General features: G+C 40.6%; 21 protein-coding genes. 11 read left to right on the top strand and 10 right to left on the bottom strand.

Going from position 1 to position 18830, the window contains the following annotated elements; translation table 11 throughout:
- Positions 1-84 precede the first annotated feature (84 nt).
- On the top strand, positions 85-1044 hold the full coding sequence (locus tag QL984_RS09770) for a DMT family transporter (RefSeq protein WP_036956572.1): 960 nt from the start codon (positions 85-87) through the stop codon (positions 1042-1044).
- Here the strand turns inward: QL984_RS09770 and QL984_RS09765 are convergent.
- From QL984_RS09765 to pdsO, 3 genes are read right to left on the bottom strand one after another with little or no spacing between them, the layout of a single operon-like run.
- Positions 939-1544 carry a class GN sortase gene (locus QL984_RS09765; RefSeq protein ID WP_138764530.1) on the bottom strand — a complete coding sequence of 202 codons (606 nt, stop codon included), beginning with the start codon at positions 1542-1544 and terminating at the stop codon, positions 939-941. The genes QL984_RS09770 and QL984_RS09765 overlap by 106 nt on opposite strands.
- Complete coding sequence (locus QL984_RS09760; RefSeq protein WP_138764529.1) at positions 1541-3541, bottom strand: marine proteobacterial sortase target protein; 2001 nt, start codon at positions 3539-3541, stop codon at positions 1541-1543. Before QL984_RS09760 ends, QL984_RS09765 begins: the two co-directional genes overlap by 4 nt.
- Positions 3542-3566: 25 nt before the next feature.
- Positions 3567-4292, bottom strand: a complete 726-nt coding sequence (gene pdsO / locus QL984_RS09755; RefSeq protein WP_138764528.1) for a sortase-associated OmpA-like protein PdsO — start codon at positions 4290-4292, stop codon at positions 3567-3569.
- Positions 4293-4519: 227 nt separating this feature from the next.
- Between pdsO and pdsR the strand changes: the two genes are divergently transcribed.
- From pdsR to QL984_RS09740, 3 genes are all read left to right on the top strand, one after another.
- Entirely contained in the window at positions 4520-5215 is a 696-nt protein-coding gene (pdsR, locus tag QL984_RS09750) for a proteobacterial dedicated sortase system response regulator (RefSeq protein WP_128583346.1), read from the top strand.
- Positions 5209-7344, top strand: a complete 2136-nt coding sequence (pdsS, locus tag QL984_RS09745; RefSeq protein ID WP_128583345.1) for a proteobacterial dedicated sortase system histidine kinase — start codon at positions 5209-5211, stop codon at positions 7342-7344. The genes pdsR and pdsS overlap by 7 nt, the downstream gene beginning before the upstream one ends.
- Before the next feature lie 132 nt (positions 7345-7476).
- Positions 7477-7632: a hypothetical protein gene (locus QL984_RS09740; RefSeq protein WP_164907909.1), complete on the top strand. Its 156-nt coding sequence runs from the start codon at positions 7477-7479 to the stop codon at positions 7630-7632.
- An 18-nt stretch (positions 7633-7650) separates the two neighbouring features.
- On the opposite strand, the gene QL984_RS09735 is transcribed toward QL984_RS09740, so the two are convergent.
- Positions 7651-8892: a multifunctional CCA addition/repair protein gene (locus QL984_RS09735; protein ID WP_128583360.1), complete on the bottom strand. Its 1242-nt coding sequence runs from the start codon at positions 8890-8892 to the stop codon at positions 7651-7653.
- A 142-nt stretch (positions 8893-9034) separates the two neighbouring features.
- Here QL984_RS09735 and QL984_RS09730 point away from each other — a divergent pair, with 142 nt between their 5' ends.
- Positions 9035-9253 carry a hypothetical protein gene (locus QL984_RS09730; protein WP_024602373.1) on the top strand — a complete coding sequence of 73 codons (219 nt, stop codon included), beginning with the start codon at positions 9035-9037 and terminating at the stop codon, positions 9251-9253.
- A 5-nt stretch (positions 9254-9258) separates the two neighbouring features.
- On the opposite strand, the gene QL984_RS09725 is transcribed toward QL984_RS09730, so the two are convergent.
- The 5 genes from QL984_RS09725 to QL984_RS09705 are packed head-to-tail and all read right to left on the bottom strand — an operon-like array spanning position 9259 to position 14303.
- Positions 9259-10410 (bottom strand): murein transglycosylase domain-containing protein, encoded by a 1152-nt coding sequence (locus QL984_RS09725; RefSeq protein ID WP_128583344.1) that lies wholly within the window; start codon positions 10408-10410, stop codon positions 9259-9261.
- Between the two features lie 26 nt (positions 10411-10436).
- Entirely contained in the window at positions 10437-10937 is a 501-nt protein-coding gene (locus QL984_RS09720) for a DUF1543 domain-containing protein (protein ID WP_024602371.1), read from the bottom strand.
- A 24-nt stretch (positions 10938-10961) separates the two neighbouring features.
- Positions 10962-12311, bottom strand: coding sequence for a sigma 54-interacting transcriptional regulator (locus QL984_RS09715; protein WP_290172571.1), 1350 nt, complete (start codon positions 12309-12311; stop codon positions 10962-10964).
- 2 nt (positions 12312-12313) lie between these two features.
- Entirely contained in the window at positions 12314-12847 is a 534-nt protein-coding gene (locus QL984_RS09710) for a hypothetical protein (RefSeq protein ID WP_128583342.1), read from the bottom strand.
- Between the two features lies 1 nt (position 12848).
- Positions 12849-14303, bottom strand: coding sequence for a HAMP domain-containing sensor histidine kinase (locus QL984_RS09705; RefSeq protein WP_128583341.1), 1455 nt, complete (start codon positions 14301-14303; stop codon positions 12849-12851).
- A gap of 296 nt (positions 14304-14599) precedes the next feature.
- On the opposite strand from QL984_RS09705, the gene QL984_RS09700 reads away from it, so the two are divergent.
- The 5 genes from QL984_RS09700 to QL984_RS09680 all read left to right on the top strand — a co-directional run bounded on the left by QL984_RS09700 (position 14600) and on the right by QL984_RS09680 (position 17608).
- Complete coding sequence (locus QL984_RS09700) at positions 14600-14833, top strand: cag pathogenicity island protein Cag25 (RefSeq protein WP_013465728.1); 234 nt, start codon at positions 14600-14602, stop codon at positions 14831-14833.
- Positions 14834-14845: 12 nt separating this feature from the next.
- Positions 14846-15073, top strand: coding sequence for a hypothetical protein (locus tag QL984_RS09695; RefSeq protein WP_024602367.1), 228 nt, complete (start codon positions 14846-14848; stop codon positions 15071-15073).
- A gap of 156 nt (positions 15074-15229) precedes the next feature.
- Complete coding sequence (locus QL984_RS09690) at positions 15230-15466, top strand: EF-hand domain-containing protein (RefSeq protein WP_016900452.1); 237 nt, start codon at positions 15230-15232, stop codon at positions 15464-15466.
- 8 nt (positions 15467-15474) lie between these two features.
- The gene (locus tag QL984_RS09685; RefSeq protein ID WP_016900453.1) at positions 15475-15711 is read left to right on the top strand and encodes a calcium-binding protein; all 237 of its coding nucleotides are present in this window, start codon (positions 15475-15477) and stop codon (positions 15709-15711) included.
- Positions 15712-15919: 208 nt separating this feature from the next.
- Positions 15920-17608, top strand: coding sequence for an amidohydrolase (locus tag QL984_RS09680; RefSeq protein WP_128583340.1), 1689 nt, complete (start codon positions 15920-15922; stop codon positions 17606-17608).
- Between the two features lie 26 nt (positions 17609-17634).
- Here the strand turns inward: QL984_RS09680 and QL984_RS09675 are convergent, their stop codons facing one another.
- Positions 17635-17871: a YgjV family protein gene (locus QL984_RS09675; protein WP_024602364.1), complete on the bottom strand. Its 237-nt coding sequence runs from the start codon at positions 17869-17871 to the stop codon at positions 17635-17637.
- 278 nt (positions 17872-18149) lie between these two features.
- On the opposite strand from QL984_RS09675, the gene QL984_RS09670 reads away from it, so the two are divergent.
- Positions 18150-18806: a cyclic nucleotide-binding domain-containing protein gene (locus QL984_RS09670; protein ID WP_016900456.1), complete on the top strand. Its 657-nt coding sequence runs from the start codon at positions 18150-18152 to the stop codon at positions 18804-18806.
- Positions 18807-18830 lie beyond the last annotated feature (24 nt).

The raw sequence follows: 18830 nt of genomic DNA, 5'->3' as shown, positions 1-18830 counted from the left end.
GTATTTTTGAACAAGTAAAAAATATTCAAGCCCCCCCTCTGCGTGCTAGGATCGCACTATATTCAACCGATTAAATTACACCTTATGCCTGCCAGTTTATGTTTAATTATTGCCACCTTTTTGTGGGGTAGCTCCTTTATTGCACTTAAATACGCGATTGCGATTTATGACCCTGCCTTGGTGATATTTTTACGTATGCTCACCACTTTACTGATTTCGTTATGTTTATGGCGTTACGTAATTCGCTTTGAATATTTAAAAGGCGATTGGAAGTATTTATTAGGCATGTCGCTGGCAGAGCCTTGCTTGTACTTTTTATTTGAAGGCCACGCAATGGAATATACCTCAGCGTCTCAGGCGGGGGTTATTGTGTCTTGTTTACCCATTATTGTGGCATTTTTAGCGTTTTTCATGCTCAAAGAGCATATTAGTAAAGCTATTGTGGTGGGTTTTACGCTGTGTATTGGCGGCAGTATTTTACTGACCTTGCTCTCACCCAGCTCAAGCCAAGCCCCAAACCCATTACTGGGGAATTTTTTAGAATTAATGGCCATGGTGTGCGCGGCATTTTATACCGTGTGTATAAAACATTTAGCTAACCGCTACTCCCCACTCACATTAATTGCTCTGCAAGGTGTGAGTGGTAGTTTGTTTTTTGCTCCATTTTTATTATTTATTGACCTACCCAGCGAAAACCAACACGATTTAACCGCACTAATGAGCATTTTGTACTTAGGCTCTTGTGTCACTTTGGGTGGGTACGGCATGTACAACTACGCGATTAGTAAAGTGTCGGTGTTAACCGCAGCGGCTTACTCTAATTTAATTCCAATTTTCACTTTAATTTTGTCAGCCATTATTCTTAACGAAGTACTGACACTTGGCCAGTGGTTCAGCATATTTGTGGTGTTTATAGGCGTAATGATAAGCCAACGCCATCAAGAACTAGTGGTCGATATTCCTAACGCCACCTCGGGTGAGGATATTTCAGCCGACACTAGCCACCTTAAATCGGTACCCGAAGCCAGCGAATCAAAAGGGTAACAGGTCAGTAAATACAGCCCTGCTTGATGCAAAAAATCGGTGTTGTACTGATTAATTACCTCAACATGTGTCACTGAATAATGCTGCACTTGACCATTTTGTAATTGCAGAGAAAATTGCTCCCCCACTTTAGCGTTTTTTAAAAACGCAAAGTGGGTATCGTTGTGGCCAGCAATAAGTGCTCCTTGCGAGTTACCAAAATCAGCCCCACCTAATTCCCCCGCAGCTAAAAAATGACTGGGCGCAAACGCTAAATTTCTACCACTTGCGCCATCGAGCACGGTTAGTCGTTTATTATGCTTTGGCCATATTATTTGTGCCACTGGGTAACTATCAGCATAAAACCACGGCTTAATTTTTTTATTGGGTGATTTAAGGGCTGTTTGCCATGCTTGCTCTATTAACACTTGTGCAAGCCATGCCTTTGCCTGCATATATGCACCATGGCCAAATAGGCTCAGTCCTAAGGCTAGTAAACCTATGCTCAACCACTTTTTCATTTACAGCGCCTTACTAACAACAGGCCACCTAGTAGCATTAAAGCTCCAAACACAATATGCATTTTGCTTTGCCCATCAGCTTGCGGCAAACGCATACTCATTCCTTGCGGCATTGAATTAGCCACTTGTGTAGTTTGTTTAGCAACTTCTTTAATGGTGCTCTCTTCTATGGCAATAAACGCAGTAAACGGACTAAGTAATTGATGCTCAAGCGCAAGTTGCTGCACTTGCTGTTTTACTTCACTTTGTTGGTTGTATAGCAATAATGACTTTATTTTTTGACGTGCCCAGAGCTTATCAATTCCTGTGGCTTTTGAGCTTGCTTGCGGATTAAGCTTAACCTTAAACTCCCCATGCGTTGTTTGCCCAGTAAAAGTAATTGCATCGGTAGTGTTTAATTTAATGGCCACAATAATGGGCTCAGCAAAATATAGATCAGGCAAAGGTGAGGGCCAAAAATCTAAGCTGTCTCCATTTGTATTTGTTAACGCTAAATTAGTCATCGCCGGGTGAGCAAGTTTATCAAACAACTGCTGCATTTTTGGCTGCACATCAAAGGTGCTACCAATAAAGGTATAAGACCCCTTACCTATATCAGCAGCGCGGCGCATAAAAAAGCGATTAGGTGCGCTACCAATGCCGACGGTGAATAAGCGGCTGTCACCTAAAGTGCGCGCAATACTTTTAAATAACTCATCTTCGTTACTCACGCTACCATCGGTTAAAAACACCACTTGGCGTACAAAACCCTCAAACTGCGCACCATTAAGTACGGCATCAAGCGCACCTTGTATTTCAGTACCACCGTCGGCTTGCAAGTTATAAATAAAGCGCCTTGCACGGCGTAAATTAAAGTCACTAGCAACTAAAGGGGTATCACTCATGGCAGTAACCTGATTATTAAAGCCAATAATATTAAAGCTATCATCACTATCAAGTAACGAGAGTGCGTAAAACAATGCTTTTTTAGCTTGCTCCATAGACTGCCCATGCATAGAGCCCGAGGTATCAACCACAAACACCATTTCACGCGGCAAACGCTCAGACTGGGTAAACTGATCGCTTGGCGGCATCAACATCGCTAACGCAAACTGCTCACCATTTTTTGCTTGCTGAGTAAAAAGTGCGGCTTGAGCTTGCGCTTTTTGTAGTGGCTTAAACTCCAGTACAAAATCTTTATTTATTGCTTGCTGTGGTTTTAGCACAATGCTGTATTGCCCAAACGCAGAGTTTTCAATATTTACCTGATGGTACTTAGCGTTTATATCAACCAATTCTAAGCCTATATCCATGTTAATTGTTAAGCTTAAATCGCTGGCATTAGCTGCCTCATTGGTTTGCTTTGTATAAATAGGGCTTAACCATCCTTGTGGAGTAAACGAAGATGTATGATCACTTTTTACCGTACGCTTATCTTGCTCTTCGTTCAGTTTCCCTGTTGTTGCATGATAGCGTGGCGTTATTGTGGTTGGAAAATGAATCGCAAAGGTTCCATGCTGGTAATCAATAATCTCTTGATATTCAAGCGTTATAACAATCTCTTCACCAGGCCCTATATTCGCTACATTTGTAATAAACATATTTGCACGCTGCTGACGAACCAAAGAGGCCTGTTTCCCTGCTTGCTTGGCAGCTTGATACTGTTTTTCTGCTTGGTGTTTTTTTGCTATTTTACCGTGAATCTCTCGCTCACCAATACGCATGGTCATTGCTTGCACGGCACTTTCATCGGGTAAAGGAAAAGCATAACGTGCATTTACTGCAAAAGGATTTTCATTTATGTAGTGCTGCGTTACTACAACATGATTAATTAGTCCTGTTAGGGTCATTTTTGCATCGCTTTTTAAAATAACCCCAGGATTAACCGCCACTCCTTGGCTATCAAACAAGGATAGTTTTGGCGACTGTGCATGGCTTTTAAAGCTGGCCAAAAGCACGATAATAATAAAAATAAAAAGGCTTACCTTGGTAAGCACTTTGGTGGGTTTACTCAACATAAATCACTCCATCGAACGCACGTTGTTAATTGCTTGCGGTTTGATTACTTGACTGATTTAACGCACGAGTAGTGAGAGTAACGCGTCTGTCAAAAAAGTTATCTTCAAGGGTGTTACTGTTTGCTATGCTTTGTTGCTCGCCAAACGCTTGTGTGCTCAAACGTGTATGGCTTACTCCCTGTTTAATTAAGTAACTTTGTACGGCGTTTACTCTGGCTTTTGAAAGTAATAAATTTGCTTGCTCTTCACCACGCTGATCGGCAAAGCCACTTAAATCAAGTGCGAGTTGCGGCTGGCTTTTTAATAACGCAACTAATTGATCAAGCTGCTTGGCAAAATGAGGAGCAATATCGCTAGAGCCTGTTTTAAATTGCACTGTCATCGCCAATAAATTATTAAGCTGTGATTGCGTTAGTTGCTCATTTTGCTGAGCCAGTAGCTCAAGTTGCGCTTCTAAGTGGCTGTTATGATTAAGAACATGTTGGTAGTCGTTGGTTTTCTCTGCCATAACTGTTAAAGCTTGTTGCTGCTCGGCAATAGTTTGCTCAGCCACCTTGGCATCGCCAATTAAGCCACCAGCAAATGCGCCTACAAACGCGCCAATTGGCCCACCAACAACACCACCAATAATGGCACCTGTGCTCAGGCCGACTATGGTTTCCTTTTTTGCTTCTTTTGATGGGGTATCCGCAGCAAATACTGGCGTACAAAAAGTGCTAACAAGTGTGAGTGCGATTAATGTTTTCTTCATGGTCTATTCCTTACTATTAATAATGGTTGCAAGCTATTGGTTGGCACTTGCGTTGTATCTGTAATTTCAATATTTGTATTAAAACACCATGAAGTGGCAACAAAGGGGATCAAAAATGGCAAACTGCTGAGCAATTGTGGCAAAAAAATGGCAATTGTGTTTTTAACCGTACTTAGCGCAAAAACTTCGCTATAGTGCGCCTAAGTCAATATGAGTAATTAATAAAAATGAAGAAAATAGCCATCATTGAAGATGAAACCGCTATCCGCGAAAACTACATAGAAATGCTGAGCGCTCAAGGCTATCAGGTGAGTGGTTATGAAAACCGCCCTCAAGCAGAAGCGGCCTTTAAAGAAGCGCTTCCCGATTTAGCCATTGTTGATATTGGTTTAGGCCATGAAATAGATGGCGGCTTTTTACTGTGCCAGACACTGCGTTCACTGTCTAAAACCTTACCAATTATTTTTTTAACCGCTCGCGACAGCGAAATAGACACCGTATGCGGCCTGCGCATGGGCGCCGACGACTACTTAACCAAAGATATTAGCTTAGCGCATTTAGCCGCGCGTATTGGTGCGCTATTTCGCCGCATGGAAGCATTAGAGCAACCCGCTGATGCCAACGCATTAATAATTCGCGGTCAACTAACGCTCGATACGCAACGCATGCAGGTGCTTTGGCAACACCAGTTAGTTGATTTAACCGTAACTGAGTTTTGGATGCTGCATTCACTCGCTCAGCGACCAGGACACGTTAAAAGCCGTAATGAGTTAATGAGCGATGCTAAAATTTATGTAGACGACAGTACCATTACCTCTCATGTAAAACGCATTCGTAAAAAGTTTATAGCACTCGATAGCCAGTTTGACTGCATTGATACCGTGTATGGCATGGGTTACAGGTGGGAGCAACCCACATGCTGAGATTTGGCCTACGCAGTAAATTTATCCTACTTTCGTGCTTTTTGTTTTTGTTGCCATGGCTTGGCTACGAATATGTATGGGAAATGGAAAAGTTTTTACGCCAAGGCCAAGAAAAAACGTTGGTAGGCACTACACGTGCACTGGCCACGGCCCTGCATGAACGCCCCGCTTTATTTGACGAACAAACCAACTTTTTAGATCAGGTGGTAAAAGGTCGCGATCTCTATGCTTATAATTTAAAAAGCCCGATTCAGCTCGATGGCAAACTCAACGACTGGGACGCTTATCAATCGCTATTTTGGCTTTATGACAAACGCTACTTACAAACAGCCAATGATAACCATCAACTGAGCAACTTATCATTTAGCCATATGGTAGGTAAGTTTGATAATTACTTATATGCTGTATTTAAAGTCACAGATAACACTGTAATTTACCGTGCTAAAAACAGCCTCAGCATTACCAATAACGATTACATAAAAATTGGCCTAAAAAACCCTGATGGACAATTTAATACTTATATTATTGCTCCGCGCCAAGATGGCTGGGTCAACGCATTTGATGCCAACAGTAAAATGCCTTTTACTAAAATTCAGGGTTTCTTTAAACAAACTGACACTGGTTACAACCTTGAGCTGCGCTTTCCTTTGAGTATGCTTGGCAATAAACTGGGATTTGCCATTGCCGATGTTGATAGTAAACAACCAAACCAAACCCCTAGTATAATGTCTACATCGAACTTAAATAACCCGAATGATTTAGGTTCGGTACTGGTGCCCTCCCCTGAAATAAACCGTATATTAAAAGGCATGGGACACAGCGGCAGTCGCATATGGGTGGTCGATAATCATCACCGTGTATTAGCGCAATCGGGCAGTATTCAAAATGCCGATGGCGTATGGGCCGATGGGCTAAAAAATCAAGCGCCAAAAACTGCGTGGCAGCGCTTTGAACAAGCCTATTTACATCCTTTGTATTATAAAATTTTAACCCGTCCTGAAGATGAATTTATAGATACCTTACACGATGTAGCTTCAATGCAAGGCGCTCATTTAGCCAAAGCACTCAAAGGCCAACCGGCCTCGTCTTGGCGACTCACTCCCGATAACAAAGCGGTAATATTATCGGCTGCGTATCCTATTTGGATCGAGGATAAAGTTATCGGTGCAGTTATAGCCGAAGAAACCACTAATGGCGTGCGCACACTGCGTAATAAATCGCTGGAAAAACTGTTTAATGTGATTTTAGCGGTCATGTTAATTGGCACAGTCACTTTGTTCTTTTTTGCCTCACGTATATCAAGTCGTATTAGGCGACTACGCGATACAGCAGAGCAAGCCATTGATGCGCAAGGACGAGTAACAGGTCATATAAATTACAGCGATGCCAATGACGAAATTGGCGATTTATCGCGTAGCTTTTCAAATATAGTGAGCCGACTTGGTGGCTATACCGATTATTTAGAAAATATGTCGTCGCGCTTATCTCACGAGCTGCGCACACCGGTTGCGGTTGTACGTTCATCACTTGAGAACTTACAAAGCTTGCAGCAAAGTGAACTGAGTCAAAAATACCTTGAGCGTGCCAGTGAAGGAGTTGAGCGTTTAGGTAAAATAATTACCACTATGAGTGAAGCAACCCGCCTTGAGCAAAGCATTCAAAGTAATGAGCCAGAGCCGTTTGATTTACAAAAAGTAATTAGTGGCTGTATGCAGGGCTACCAACTTACTTATCCTAACCAGTTATTTACACTCAACATTTGCCAATGCACACTGCCAATGCAAGGTGCCCCTGAATTTATAGCGCAACTGCTCGATAAGCTAATAAATAATGCCTTGGAATTTAGTGAAGCCAACACCGCGATTGAAGTCAGCCTGAAGCAAAGCGAAAACAAAGCAACATTAACGGTAAGTAATACAGGTACTTTATTGCCTGAGGGACTTACTGAACATATTTTTGACTCTATGGTATCGGTGCGCAGCCAGCAAATGCAGCAACAACCGCATTTAGGTTTAGGACTTTATATTGTCAGGCTGGTGTGTGATTACCATAACGGTACAGTAACAGCACACAATAATGAGCAAGGCAACGGTGTGGTGTTTACCGTGAACCTGCCTTTAAATAATTAAACAAAAAGCGGTTTAATTATAAACTGCTTTATTTTAAAGCTTTGCAGTTACAATTTAATTCACACTCAAGTGTAACGATTCACTTTTAATTCATTCGCTCAGCCTTAGTCTACTCTCCTAGGAGGAGTCAAAATGAAAGAGTTACTAGAACCCGAAGAAATAGAGTTTATTCTCGATTTATATCGTCCTAATGCAACCAATAACCATGCTCAACAGGGCGCGACTAAAAAGCCCAAGGTAAGTAATAAACAAGCCATGCAAGCTGAGGCTTTAGCACGTAGTGCTTAACTACACTAACCTTACAAGTTAGCCATTAAGCTGTAAAAACGCTTTAATACAGTCTATTTCTGCCTGTTTGACCGTTTCACCTATTTCGGGGCCTTTTTTACCGCCTTTAAGTGCATGTTGCACAATTTGTTTTTTATCCATTTTTTGTAGTTCGTTGTGAATAGCACGTAATTTAGCGGCTTGTGGATAAGGCTTATCTACCAGCGTTTCGCCTCGTCCTTGTGCATCACACTGACAGGCTTGAGTAAAGGCAATAAAACGCTCTGGGTGCACTAGTGCATTTAAATTAGTGACGATTAATTTATGAATGGTTTGCGGCCTTAATTGTTCAAGCGTGTGGCAAAGCGTATGGTTATCACTGGTAAGCACGCCTATATCACGAAAGCGATTAGGTACTTTTAGCCGTTCACAAAAGGCCTCAACCACCGCAACCCCTTCACGTTCATGGCCGCGTAAATTACCGCGTTTTTTATAGCTTAGTGCTTTACCAAAATCATGAGTTAAAGCAGCAAACCGGGTTTCTAGGTTAAAGTTTAAATCGGCTGCTCGTCTAAGTACTAACATAGTATGTACAAACACATCGCCCTCTGGGTGATGATTTGCCGGCTGTGGGGTGTTTTTCATCTGTTCAATTTCAGGAAAAATACCTAAGCCATCTAATGCTTGAAAATAAAGCTCTGGGTGTTTTTCACCAAGCGCTTTTTCAGTTTCTAACCACACGCGCTCTGGCACTAAATGTTCCAGCTCGCCTTTATTTTTAAGCTCATGCATTAATGCAGTAGTACTTGGATGAATAGACCATTCACTACCATAACGGGCTAAAAAACGGGCAATACGTAATACCCGAACCGGGTCTTCTACAAATGCTTGGGTGGTGTGGCGCAGTATTTTATTTTTTAAATCATCTTGACCATTAAACGGGTCAATAACAGTGCCGTTTTCGTCTAGCGCCATAGAGTTAATGGTTAAATCTCGGCGTGCTAAGTCTTCTTCAAGCGTAACATTGGGGCTCGCATCCACTACAAAGCCGGTATAACCTTTACCACTTTTACGCTCAGTGCGCCCTAGTGCATATTCTTCTTTGGTTTTTGGGTGCAAGTAAACGGGAAAGTCGCTGCCAATGGGTAAAAACCCAAGCGCTTCCATAACCTCTGGCGTTTCACCAATAACAACGTAATCGTTATCTTTTGATTGTATGTTTAGCAGTTTATCTCGTACTGCTCCGCCAACTAGGTAAACTTGCTTTAAGCTTTGTTGCACTTTATCCCCAACCACTACTTTTAAGGTTTTCTTTGATGTTAATCATACCTAATCGCAATTTAAAAATCAGTGTTGTTTGCCAAGCTTTAGTAAGCTCATTACAATAGTGCATTATTTTTTATACCTCAACTCATCTTAACTAATGAAAAAACACTCAGCAAAAAAAGAACTTAGGTTACTGCCCATCCTTTTGATCGTTATTATTATGTGTGTTGCGGGGCATTTTTTGCTGCAAGCTAATTTTCAAGACAGTCATCTGGTAGAATACCTATTAGCCGCTATTCCATTTGCTATGTTTGGCTTAGTGATAGTGGCCTTTAAAATGGCCGCTAAAAGTGAGCAACAAGAAAGTGATGAGTAAATAAGTTACTGATAGTTTTTTTCTGCTTTAGTGACTTTATATAGGTAGCGTCTTGATTCCGCTCGAGAGTGCTTAGTGGTGAGAATGTTATAAAACTGGCTTGAAGTAAGCTGATTTATTTGTGAAAACGCCACACTTCTATTTTTATTAAATATACGCAATACATTACCCGCCCCACCGTTATAAGACGAGATCATGGCAAAGTGCTTACTTTTATCAGTATTAATTTTATGTAAGTAATTATTTTTTAAAATACTTAGATACGCGCTGCCAATATCAATATTATGTTTTGGATTAAACAACACTGCTTTGGTTGGCTGCCCGGGTACTTTTTTAATTTTTTGATACACATCCCGCCCGGCAGTTGCGGGGATCACTTGCATTAATCCATATGCGTTTGATGAGCTCACCGCATGTGGATTAAAGCTATTTTCGGTTTCAATAATGGCATAAATAAGTGCTGCCGATATTTGATATTTATTTGCAGCCGCCAGCACATAATCACTGTACTTTTGCTTTCTCAAATGAGCATTTTGCTCGACTAAATCAAAACTAACTGACGAAATAACATGTCCATACTGACGCCTTTTTTGTAAGTTATTATTTACTAAATAACGCGCAAACCGATTCGCCCGCCAAGAGTATTTTATTGGTAACTTATCTTGGTCGAGTACTTGTTGATATAAAAACGGTTCGCCTTCTAATATGGGGGCTTCGCTGGTAAAAATATCGGTTTTATCGGGGTCGCTGGAGGTCAGTAGGGTCATAACAATGGCCTGCTGTAACAAGCTTATTGTATTTTTTAACGCGATGGTTTCTACTTTTACAGTGCCTTGCTCAAAATCAATAATGGCACGAGCTTGGTAATCATTACTGTATTTGACGTATTTTTTTGCACTAGGCTGTTGCGTATTTTGCTTACCCCACTTGCGCCCAACAACGCTTTCTAATGCGGCTAAAAGCTGCTTTACGTTACCAACCTGCGCTTTAATAGAGCGCTGTGTTTTTTGAGCTTGCTTGTGAATTGCAACCACATTGGTCGGGTCGTTTTTTACTTGCTTTACCAGTTTATTTAAATCAACAACGGGCGGTAAACCCGACAGTGACTTACAGCCACTTAGGCCAACTAGCAAAAGTATAAACGCATACTTTTTCACACAATATCCAAACAAATGCTTAGCAACTATAATACATGATAACCAAACCAGTCCGGTTTAATTGGTTGTGCTTGGCCGCTTGGGGTTAGCTTAATATTAAGCTGACTATCGAGTAAATCAATCGCAAAGCAGTCATCAACATCATATAAATCATCTTTATGAAGATGACTCAGCCCTGCTAATAAGTCATTTTTAGCGCGTTGTTTTGCTTCTTCACTACTACTGGCAACATACAAAGCAAAGTCGTGTTGCTCTGCCATTGAGTCGCTTCTGTAAGCACCTAAGTTAACAAAATAAAGTTGCTTATTTTGCTCTACATAACTATCAACCACCTCGATTTTATAACCATCAATATGATTAACCGCCATGTAGCTATCCATGTGTACACTGTTTTTATCACCCACCCATTGGCTTTTTAGTTTGGTATAGGTTTGCTCAATATTTTGGCCTACCACAAAACGTACGTCGTGCATTTCTATGTGACAACCTTGAATGCGTCCACCTAAATACACCATGAATAACTGCATGCTCACTTCCTTTTAAAAACCAAATTAAATTAAACTATCTACGTCAATCTCATGCTTTTTAATCAACTTATAAAAATCAGAACGATTACGCTTGGCAAGTTTGGCGCCTTCTGCCACATTGCCCCCTGCCATTTTCAGGGTATTAATTACATAGTCTCGTTCAAATTCTTTTTTAGCTTCATTAAGTGATAATGGCTCAACGTTACTTTCATTACTGTTTAGCGCACTAAGCACTAAATGTTCAGATATAACCTCACTAGGAGTCAACGCAACCACCTGCTCCACTACATTTTGTAATTGACGTATATTACCTGGCCAATCATACCTTACTAGGGCATGCATGGCATCGTTTGCAAAGCGCTTTTCTTTTTGCTCCATACGCTTTGCGATGTTGGCACTAAAAAAGTTGGCTAATAAGCTAATATCTTCACGGCGTTCACACAGCGGGGGCAACTTTAAGTTTACGACGTTTAACCGGTAGTATAAATCTTCTCTAAACTGTTGATTACTAATCGCTTCAGGCAGGTTTTTGTGGGTTGCAGAAACAATTCGCACATTAATAGGAATTTCTTCTTGAAAGCCCACTGGGCGAATGGTTTTTTCTTGTAGCACACGCAACAACTTAACTTGTAAATTAAGCGGCATATCACCAATTTCGTCTAAAAATAAGGTACCGCCTTGCGCTTGCTGAAATAGGCCTTGATGATCTTTTACAGCTCCTGTAAATGCCCCTTTTTTGTGACCAAATAGCTCTGATTCTAATAGCTCACCAGGCACGGCCCCACAGTTTATTGCCACAAATGGACCATCACTAACATGGCTATGCTGATGAATCGCCTGCGCAAGCAACTCTTTACCGGTACCGCTGGCACCAGAAATAAGCACGTTAACTTGTGTAGGCCCTAATAGTTTCACCTGCTCCAGCAAATGCAGCATAGCGCCACTGCGGGTGACAATATTACTTTGCGGGGCGACTTCATCATTATTAACCCTATGTATCTCAATGGCTTTAGCTAGGCTGTCAAACAGCTCATCTTTATCAACGGGTTTTGTGATAAAGGCAAAAATACCTTGCTTGGTGGCCTCTACCGCTTCAGGGATAGATCCATGAGCCGTCATCATAATAACAGGCAACGCAGGGTAGCGGTTTTGCAACTGTCGGTGAAGCGCCATGCCGTCCATTTCATCCATTCTTAAATCGGTGATCACCGCATCAAACACTTGGTTTTTAAGTAGTTGTAATGCGTTCATACCACTATCACAGATCGTTACTTCATAACCCTTTGATTGAATTCGAATCGCCAGCAATTGCAGCAAGCTGGCATCATCATCAACGAGTAACACTTTAGCACTTGATGGAAGTGTGACTGACATAGTTACTGCTCCTTGGTTTCTTCACGTAATAAAAGTTGCTGTTCAATTGCGGCTAATGACGACAAGGTTTTTTGCATTTTGACGTTCAATGCTTGCTGTTGTTTTTTTGCATCTATTTGCATTAATACCTGCTGTTTTTGCAGCCATAAATAGTGCTTTATATCATCGGGCCAATAGTATGCCTGATCCAGCTTAAGTAATTGACTCATCACAGTATTGGGGTCACTACTAAGCTTTAAACATGCTTTACTAAAAAACGCTTTCAGTGCTTGCTCCCCTAAGTAGGCTTCATTGCTAGGCGCTAATTTAAAACCACCGCACTGATTGGCATGCCAAGCAATAACTAGCGCTGCAGAGGGATATATTGGCTCTGATTTTGGCCGAGGTTTGGGATTTGGCTGATTCGTTTTGCTATCTGGCTGAGAGGGTACATTTAATGCTGATTCACCCTGTGTTTGAGTGTTTGTTATTTCACACCCAGATAAAAAAACAAGACTGCTGGTTAGCCATACAATAGCCATTAAACGCGCAGACATATTATTTAACTCCTTTATTTTTATAGGGAATGACAATGTTAAATCGACAGCCTTGCGGCTCATTATGCTCAATTTTTAGTTGCCCATGTAACTGTTCAACTGACTCTTTGACTATAGTAAGGCCTAAACCACTGCCTTGTAAGCTAATCTCTTTGGTATGTTTACCTTGATAAAACGCCCCAAAAACATGTTCTCTTTCATGCTCTTTAATGCCACAGCCCTCATCTGCTACCTGCATATTTAGGCCGTTATTTTCTAGACTCAAGCTAATAGTAACGACTTGGTTTGGCTGAGAAAACTTTAAGCCATTGGAAATTAACTGAATTAAAATCATTTCAATTAACTCCCGTGGCAAACTAAGAGAAATATTAGGTAAACTATTGTGCCAAATAAGCGATTGTTCTCGCGCATTTAAGCGATGCTCAAAGTGGTTATTTACCTTTTTTATTAGCTGATTAAATTCCACTTCACTGACGTTGTCTTTACTGGTGCGAATGGCGTTATAACTCAATAAACTGTCTATCATAGTACGTAGCCTCACCATCGATTGACTGATCAGCCCAAGTACCGCTTTTTGCTCGTTATTGATGGGGCCAACGATTTCATCGGCTAGTAATTCAGTGCCCTCAACCATAGAAGCCAAAGGGGTTTTTAATTCGTGAGTAACGTGGCGTAAAAATGTATCTTTTTGTTGTTCTAACATATGCAGCTGCGCTTGCACCCACTGCAACTTATTACCTAACTCTATGAGTTCAGCTGATCCCTGCACCGATATTTTTTGCTGCCAATCTCCTTGGCCTAATTTATCAATCACTGAGGTTAAGCTTTTTAAGCGCCCGCTTATGCGCCACAAAAAACCGCCGCCAACAAGCAGCGTTAAAGGCGTAAGTGCAATCAACCAGTTTATAAAGGAAGCTTGTAAATTTGTGAGCTTAATTTGGTTTTGAGTGATTTTGGCTTCATTTTCCTCACGCAACCACAATGTTAGCTCCGCTAATATTTCGCTGATTGGCACAAATAACTCAGCTTGTTGACGCGCTTCAACCACAAGTTGAGTATGCGCCGTTTGCAAAGTATCCGTTAGCCGTTGCCATTGGTGTGTATTTGCTTGGTTATTTGAAAGCTGTTTTAGCTCATTGATGTTTTGTAATGATGATTGCCATTTATCTACGATTAGCTTATCGAGTGAGTCGCTCTTTAATACCCAATTTTGTCTTGTTGCCCTTTCTAAACTATTAAGCTCTTGCTTAAGCACATTAAACGACTTAGTTACTTGGTAATTATTACTCACAATTTGCTGAGTGACCGCTAATTGCTTATTTAATACATTTAAAAACACAATAACTACTATAGATAAGGGCAACAGCGACAACAGCATGCTCATTACAAATTGGCCAATTAAATTGGGGCGCCAATTTATCAATGCTTTATATTTTTCAGCCATGACTGCGGGCATACAAAAGTCCTTTACTATTTTTAAACGTTCTATTATTAAGCGCTCAACTTATACACTCGCTGAACCATCAAGGATAAAAACCCTGCTGTCTCTAAATAGCGACAAGTTAAGCAATTGATTTAAAAAATTTTAAACGCTTATAACTGCAAAATTGTTGCATAAAACACACAGTTACTTGTAAAAATTACGCACCAACCATCACAAAAAAAACATAACTCACTGATTATTAATAAAAATAAATGTTGGCATCATTTTTGTTACGAGAACATTAATATTAATCTAAAAAGAGCCAAGGAATGTTCAAAAACAATTTACAGAACGCTGCACTTATCGGTTTGTGCCTAACCAGTACTCATTTGTTCGCCCTTGATGTAGATGCTGAATTTAATCGTTTAGACAAAGACAGTAATGGCACATTGAGTGAAGCTGAAGCAGGTGAAGATGCTTTATTACATGAGAACTTTGCACAGATAGACACCGATGAAAACGGGCTCATATCTCTAAACGAATTTAAGCTGTTTATAAAATAAAGGAGTACATTCATGAAACAACTAATTGGTGCTTTTTCGCTCCTATTTTTAGCTATTAGTGCCACCGCACTGGCATCGCCATTAAATGTACGTTTTATGCATTTAGATAAAAATATGGATGACCAAATATCGCTTGTTGAGGCAAAGCAAGATAAACAATTACTTAAGCAGTTTGCCGATTTAGACAAAGATAATAACGAGATGATTTCTAAAAAAGAATTCCAAAACTTTAAACCTTAAGTTTAGATTCAAGTTTAATCTATTAGTATAGAGTTAAAAGCAATTGCCATAATCCCTGAGGGAGTGTGTAAACGGATTTAATGTTGGGATTTAAATTATGGCAAGTGCTTTATTTCATTACTGCCAGCAATTAAAATATGCCTTGGAACGCCAACCATGAAAATACAGCTTCTCCTTATTGGTGCTTTACTATTTGTTAGCCATAGTGCATGTGCACTTGATGTAAAGCAACGCTTTGAACATCTAGACACCAACAACGACGGGTATTTAACCCATAGCGAGCTTGCTGCTCAGCCTCAGCTATTAAACTCATTTTCAAATTGGGATGAAAATCAAGACAACAGAATTTCTTTAACTGAGTTTAAAAACTATCTAACCACCAATTTGTACTGAGTATTTAGATGAAACCTATCCGCCATATTATTTTACTAACGCTTACTGTTGTTAGCTGCATGAGCTTTGCGACAAATAGCTATATTGCCTCAGAATTTGAAAAACTTGACCGTAATCAAGATGGTTTTTTAACTCGTTCGGAAACTGCCAGTGATCCTGCTTTATGGTCACGCTTTGGCAGCTACGACCGTGACAAAGACGCACAATTGTCATTAAGCGAATATAGTTTGTACGCCAGTAAATAAATAGCTCCCTCAAATAAAGCCTAGTTAATTAGGCTTTATTTGAGAAGATTAAACAAATTCTTTCCTGTTAACACGCAACCTATCCTACCCTGAATTTGCTTGCTCTAGCTAAAAGCTGGGCTTATTCGACTATTAATAAATTATGCTATTGGTATTCTAAATTTGAGTTTGCTACTGTGATAGTACAAATAATAACAACATACCTTTTATGCGACTCAATAAATTAATTAAACCGGTATTACTAGCAAGCCTCTGCGCCTTATCTAGTGTGGCAATTGCACAAACGAAAGTAATATATAATGCCAATGGCTACACCCCTTTATACAAAGGAAAAATGCGCCACGGCGAAGTAAATACATTTACAACCTTAGTCATAAAAGATGGCAAAGTTGTAAAAACAGGTCCTGACAGCTTAAAAAATAGCTTCCCGGGCGCAACCCTAATTGACGCCAATGGAAAAACCTTATTACCAGGGCTCATTGATGCCCACGGACACGTAATTGGCCTGGGTGAAAACTTGTCACAGCTGGATGTTCGCGGCGCAAAATCGGTAGATGAAATAACCGCTAAGCTCAACGAATTTGCCAAAGGCAAAGAAGGTTGGATTATTGGTCGGGGCTGGAACCAAGAGCTATGGTCCGACACGCGTTTCCCTACCGCTGCTGATTTAGACAAAGTCGTCAGCGACCGCCCTGTTATTTTATCGCGAGTAGATAGCCATGCTATTTGGGTTAATTCAAAAGCACTAGAACTTGCCAATATTAATGCTGACACACCAGCCCCAGCAGGTGGAGAAATTATAAAAGATGAGTTTGGCAAACCAACCGGTATTTTTATAGATAAAGCAGAAACCTTGGTTACTCAACATATGCCTGCAACATCTGCGCAATCGGTTAGCAATGCATTAGATGCCGCAGGTAAACATTTATTAAGCTTAGGCATTACCTCAACCCACGATGCAGGTATTGATAAAACCACGTGGCAAGTTTATAAACAGCGCGCTGAGTTAGGTACATTACCGCTTAGAATTGTAGCGATGTTAAGTGCAGCAAGCCCAGATTTAAACATGATGCTTAAAGCGGGTCGGTATCAAGATGCTCAAGATTTTTTATCTATTCGCAGTGTAAAAATTTATGCTGATGGAGCCCTAGGGTCACGCGGTGCCGCGCTTATTGAAGAATACGCAGACAGAGCAAACCACTTTGGCCTAATGCTTGAAACCCAACAAAAGCTAGAACAATTATTTACACTCACTTTTAAAAGCGGGTTTAGTGCAAATACCCACGCCATTGGCGATAGAGCAAATAAAATTGTGCTCGATGCCTATCAAAATGTATTTAAGCAAACCGGTGGTATACTACTGCGTAATCGCATGGAGCATGCACAAATAGTTTCGCCGGAGGATATACCGCGCTTTAAAACCCTGAAAATAATTCCATCAATGCAACCTGTGCATGCTACATCTGACATGCATATGGCAGAGCAGCGTTTAACCGATAAACAACTCCAAGGCGCATACGCTTGGCAAACATTCTTAGAGCAGGGGTCGACTATTGCAGCGGGTTCTGATTACCCTGTCGAGCTGGCGAACCCGTTTGATGGCTTATATTCTGCCATTACACGTATGGATCATAATCAATTGCCTGAAAATGGTTGGCGCGCCAGTGAAGTGTTAAGCAGAGAAGATGCATTACGTGCGTTTACCCTTGGCGGCGCGTATGCAGCGCATCAAGAGTTTAAGCTAGGGAGTTTAGAACAAGGTAAATGGGCTGACTTTATACTGGTTGATCAAGACTACTTTAAAGTCCCCATTGAGCAGCTATACAAAACTCAGGTGCTGCAAACGTGGATTGCGGGTACGTTACGCTACGAAAAAGATGCCGCAAAAGCTGAGTAATTAAAAACAAAAAGGGTTAACTTGCGTTAACCCTTTTTTGTATCAACTTTTGACTGACGATATAGCTTAATAATGTGATAAATATTGACCAAAGCCAACAAGCCGTTGGTAAAAGCCACCGGCACTGAGCCTATAGCCGCACCGTAAAAAGTAAACGCAATACAGCCCAATAAATTAAACCAACGTAGTTTGGTTACATCAGTCATGGTTAATGATATGACTAATAAGACGGATGCTAAATAACCTAAATATTCCCAACTCAATTGTTCTCTCCTAGGCTTTAGGTTAGTATTACGCGTTAAATTTTAGTACATTATTAAGCTACGCTACGCAGTAGTTAAAATAAAAAAGCTAACTTACCAATAAAACCTTAAAATATACTGGTTAATACCACAATTTTTAATCATTACACGGAAGAATGAAGGTCATTTAACGCTATTAATTATCTTAACGGCGTGGGCAAGTTAGCATAAATTCTTAATCTTAATGCTATCGTCATTAAGGTGTAATAAATAGGACAATTGTCCGAAGAGCATGATCGATGTTTCAATACCATTTTTCCAGTTACCTTGTTGATCAACTGCTGACGTTTGCCGGCAGTAGTTTTCAGCAATCAAAAAAAGAAATATTAATACAGCAAGACCAGCCGTTAACTAAGTTGGTATTAGTGCGAAGTGGAACTGTATCGTTTAGTTACGATGTAGGTAATGGCAGGCGCCTGCTACTTGGCCAACTCGACTGTAACAATACCCTAATTGGCGAAATTGAAGCACTTAATAATAACCCCTGCATTTACACGGTAACCTGCTTTAGTGATGTCACGTATAACTTGATTGAATTAAAACATTGGCGTTCATTATTGCTCGATAAACCCGAGCTAAGCTTATATACAGCGCAAACGATTGCGGCTAAGTTTCAAGAAAATCAAAAAATTAATTTAGATAAGCTGTTACTGCCGTTGAGCTACAATATTGCCAAAGACTGCTTATTACGTGCAGAGAATAACAATCCCACCTTGTTACGTGCTTACCCTACGGTAAATGCAGAAGCTGAGCGCTTTGCAACCACTGAGCGTGCATACAGGCGTGTAGTGAGTGAGTTAGTAGAGAAAAACTTAGTGCAAAGAAGCACACAAGGACTACAAGCTGTCGATATTCCTAAATTAAGTGACTATGTAGATAGCTTTGCACAGCTTTAAAGACAATAAAAAAGGCCATTAAGG

The organism is Pseudoalteromonas sp. APC 3495, from assembly GCF_030407645.1.
GTDB classification, from domain to species: domain Bacteria; phylum Pseudomonadota; class Gammaproteobacteria; order Enterobacterales; family Alteromonadaceae; genus Pseudoalteromonas; species Pseudoalteromonas tetraodonis.
Note: the sequence above shows the minus strand (reverse complement) of the source record. Positions and strands in the feature narration are given on the sequence as shown.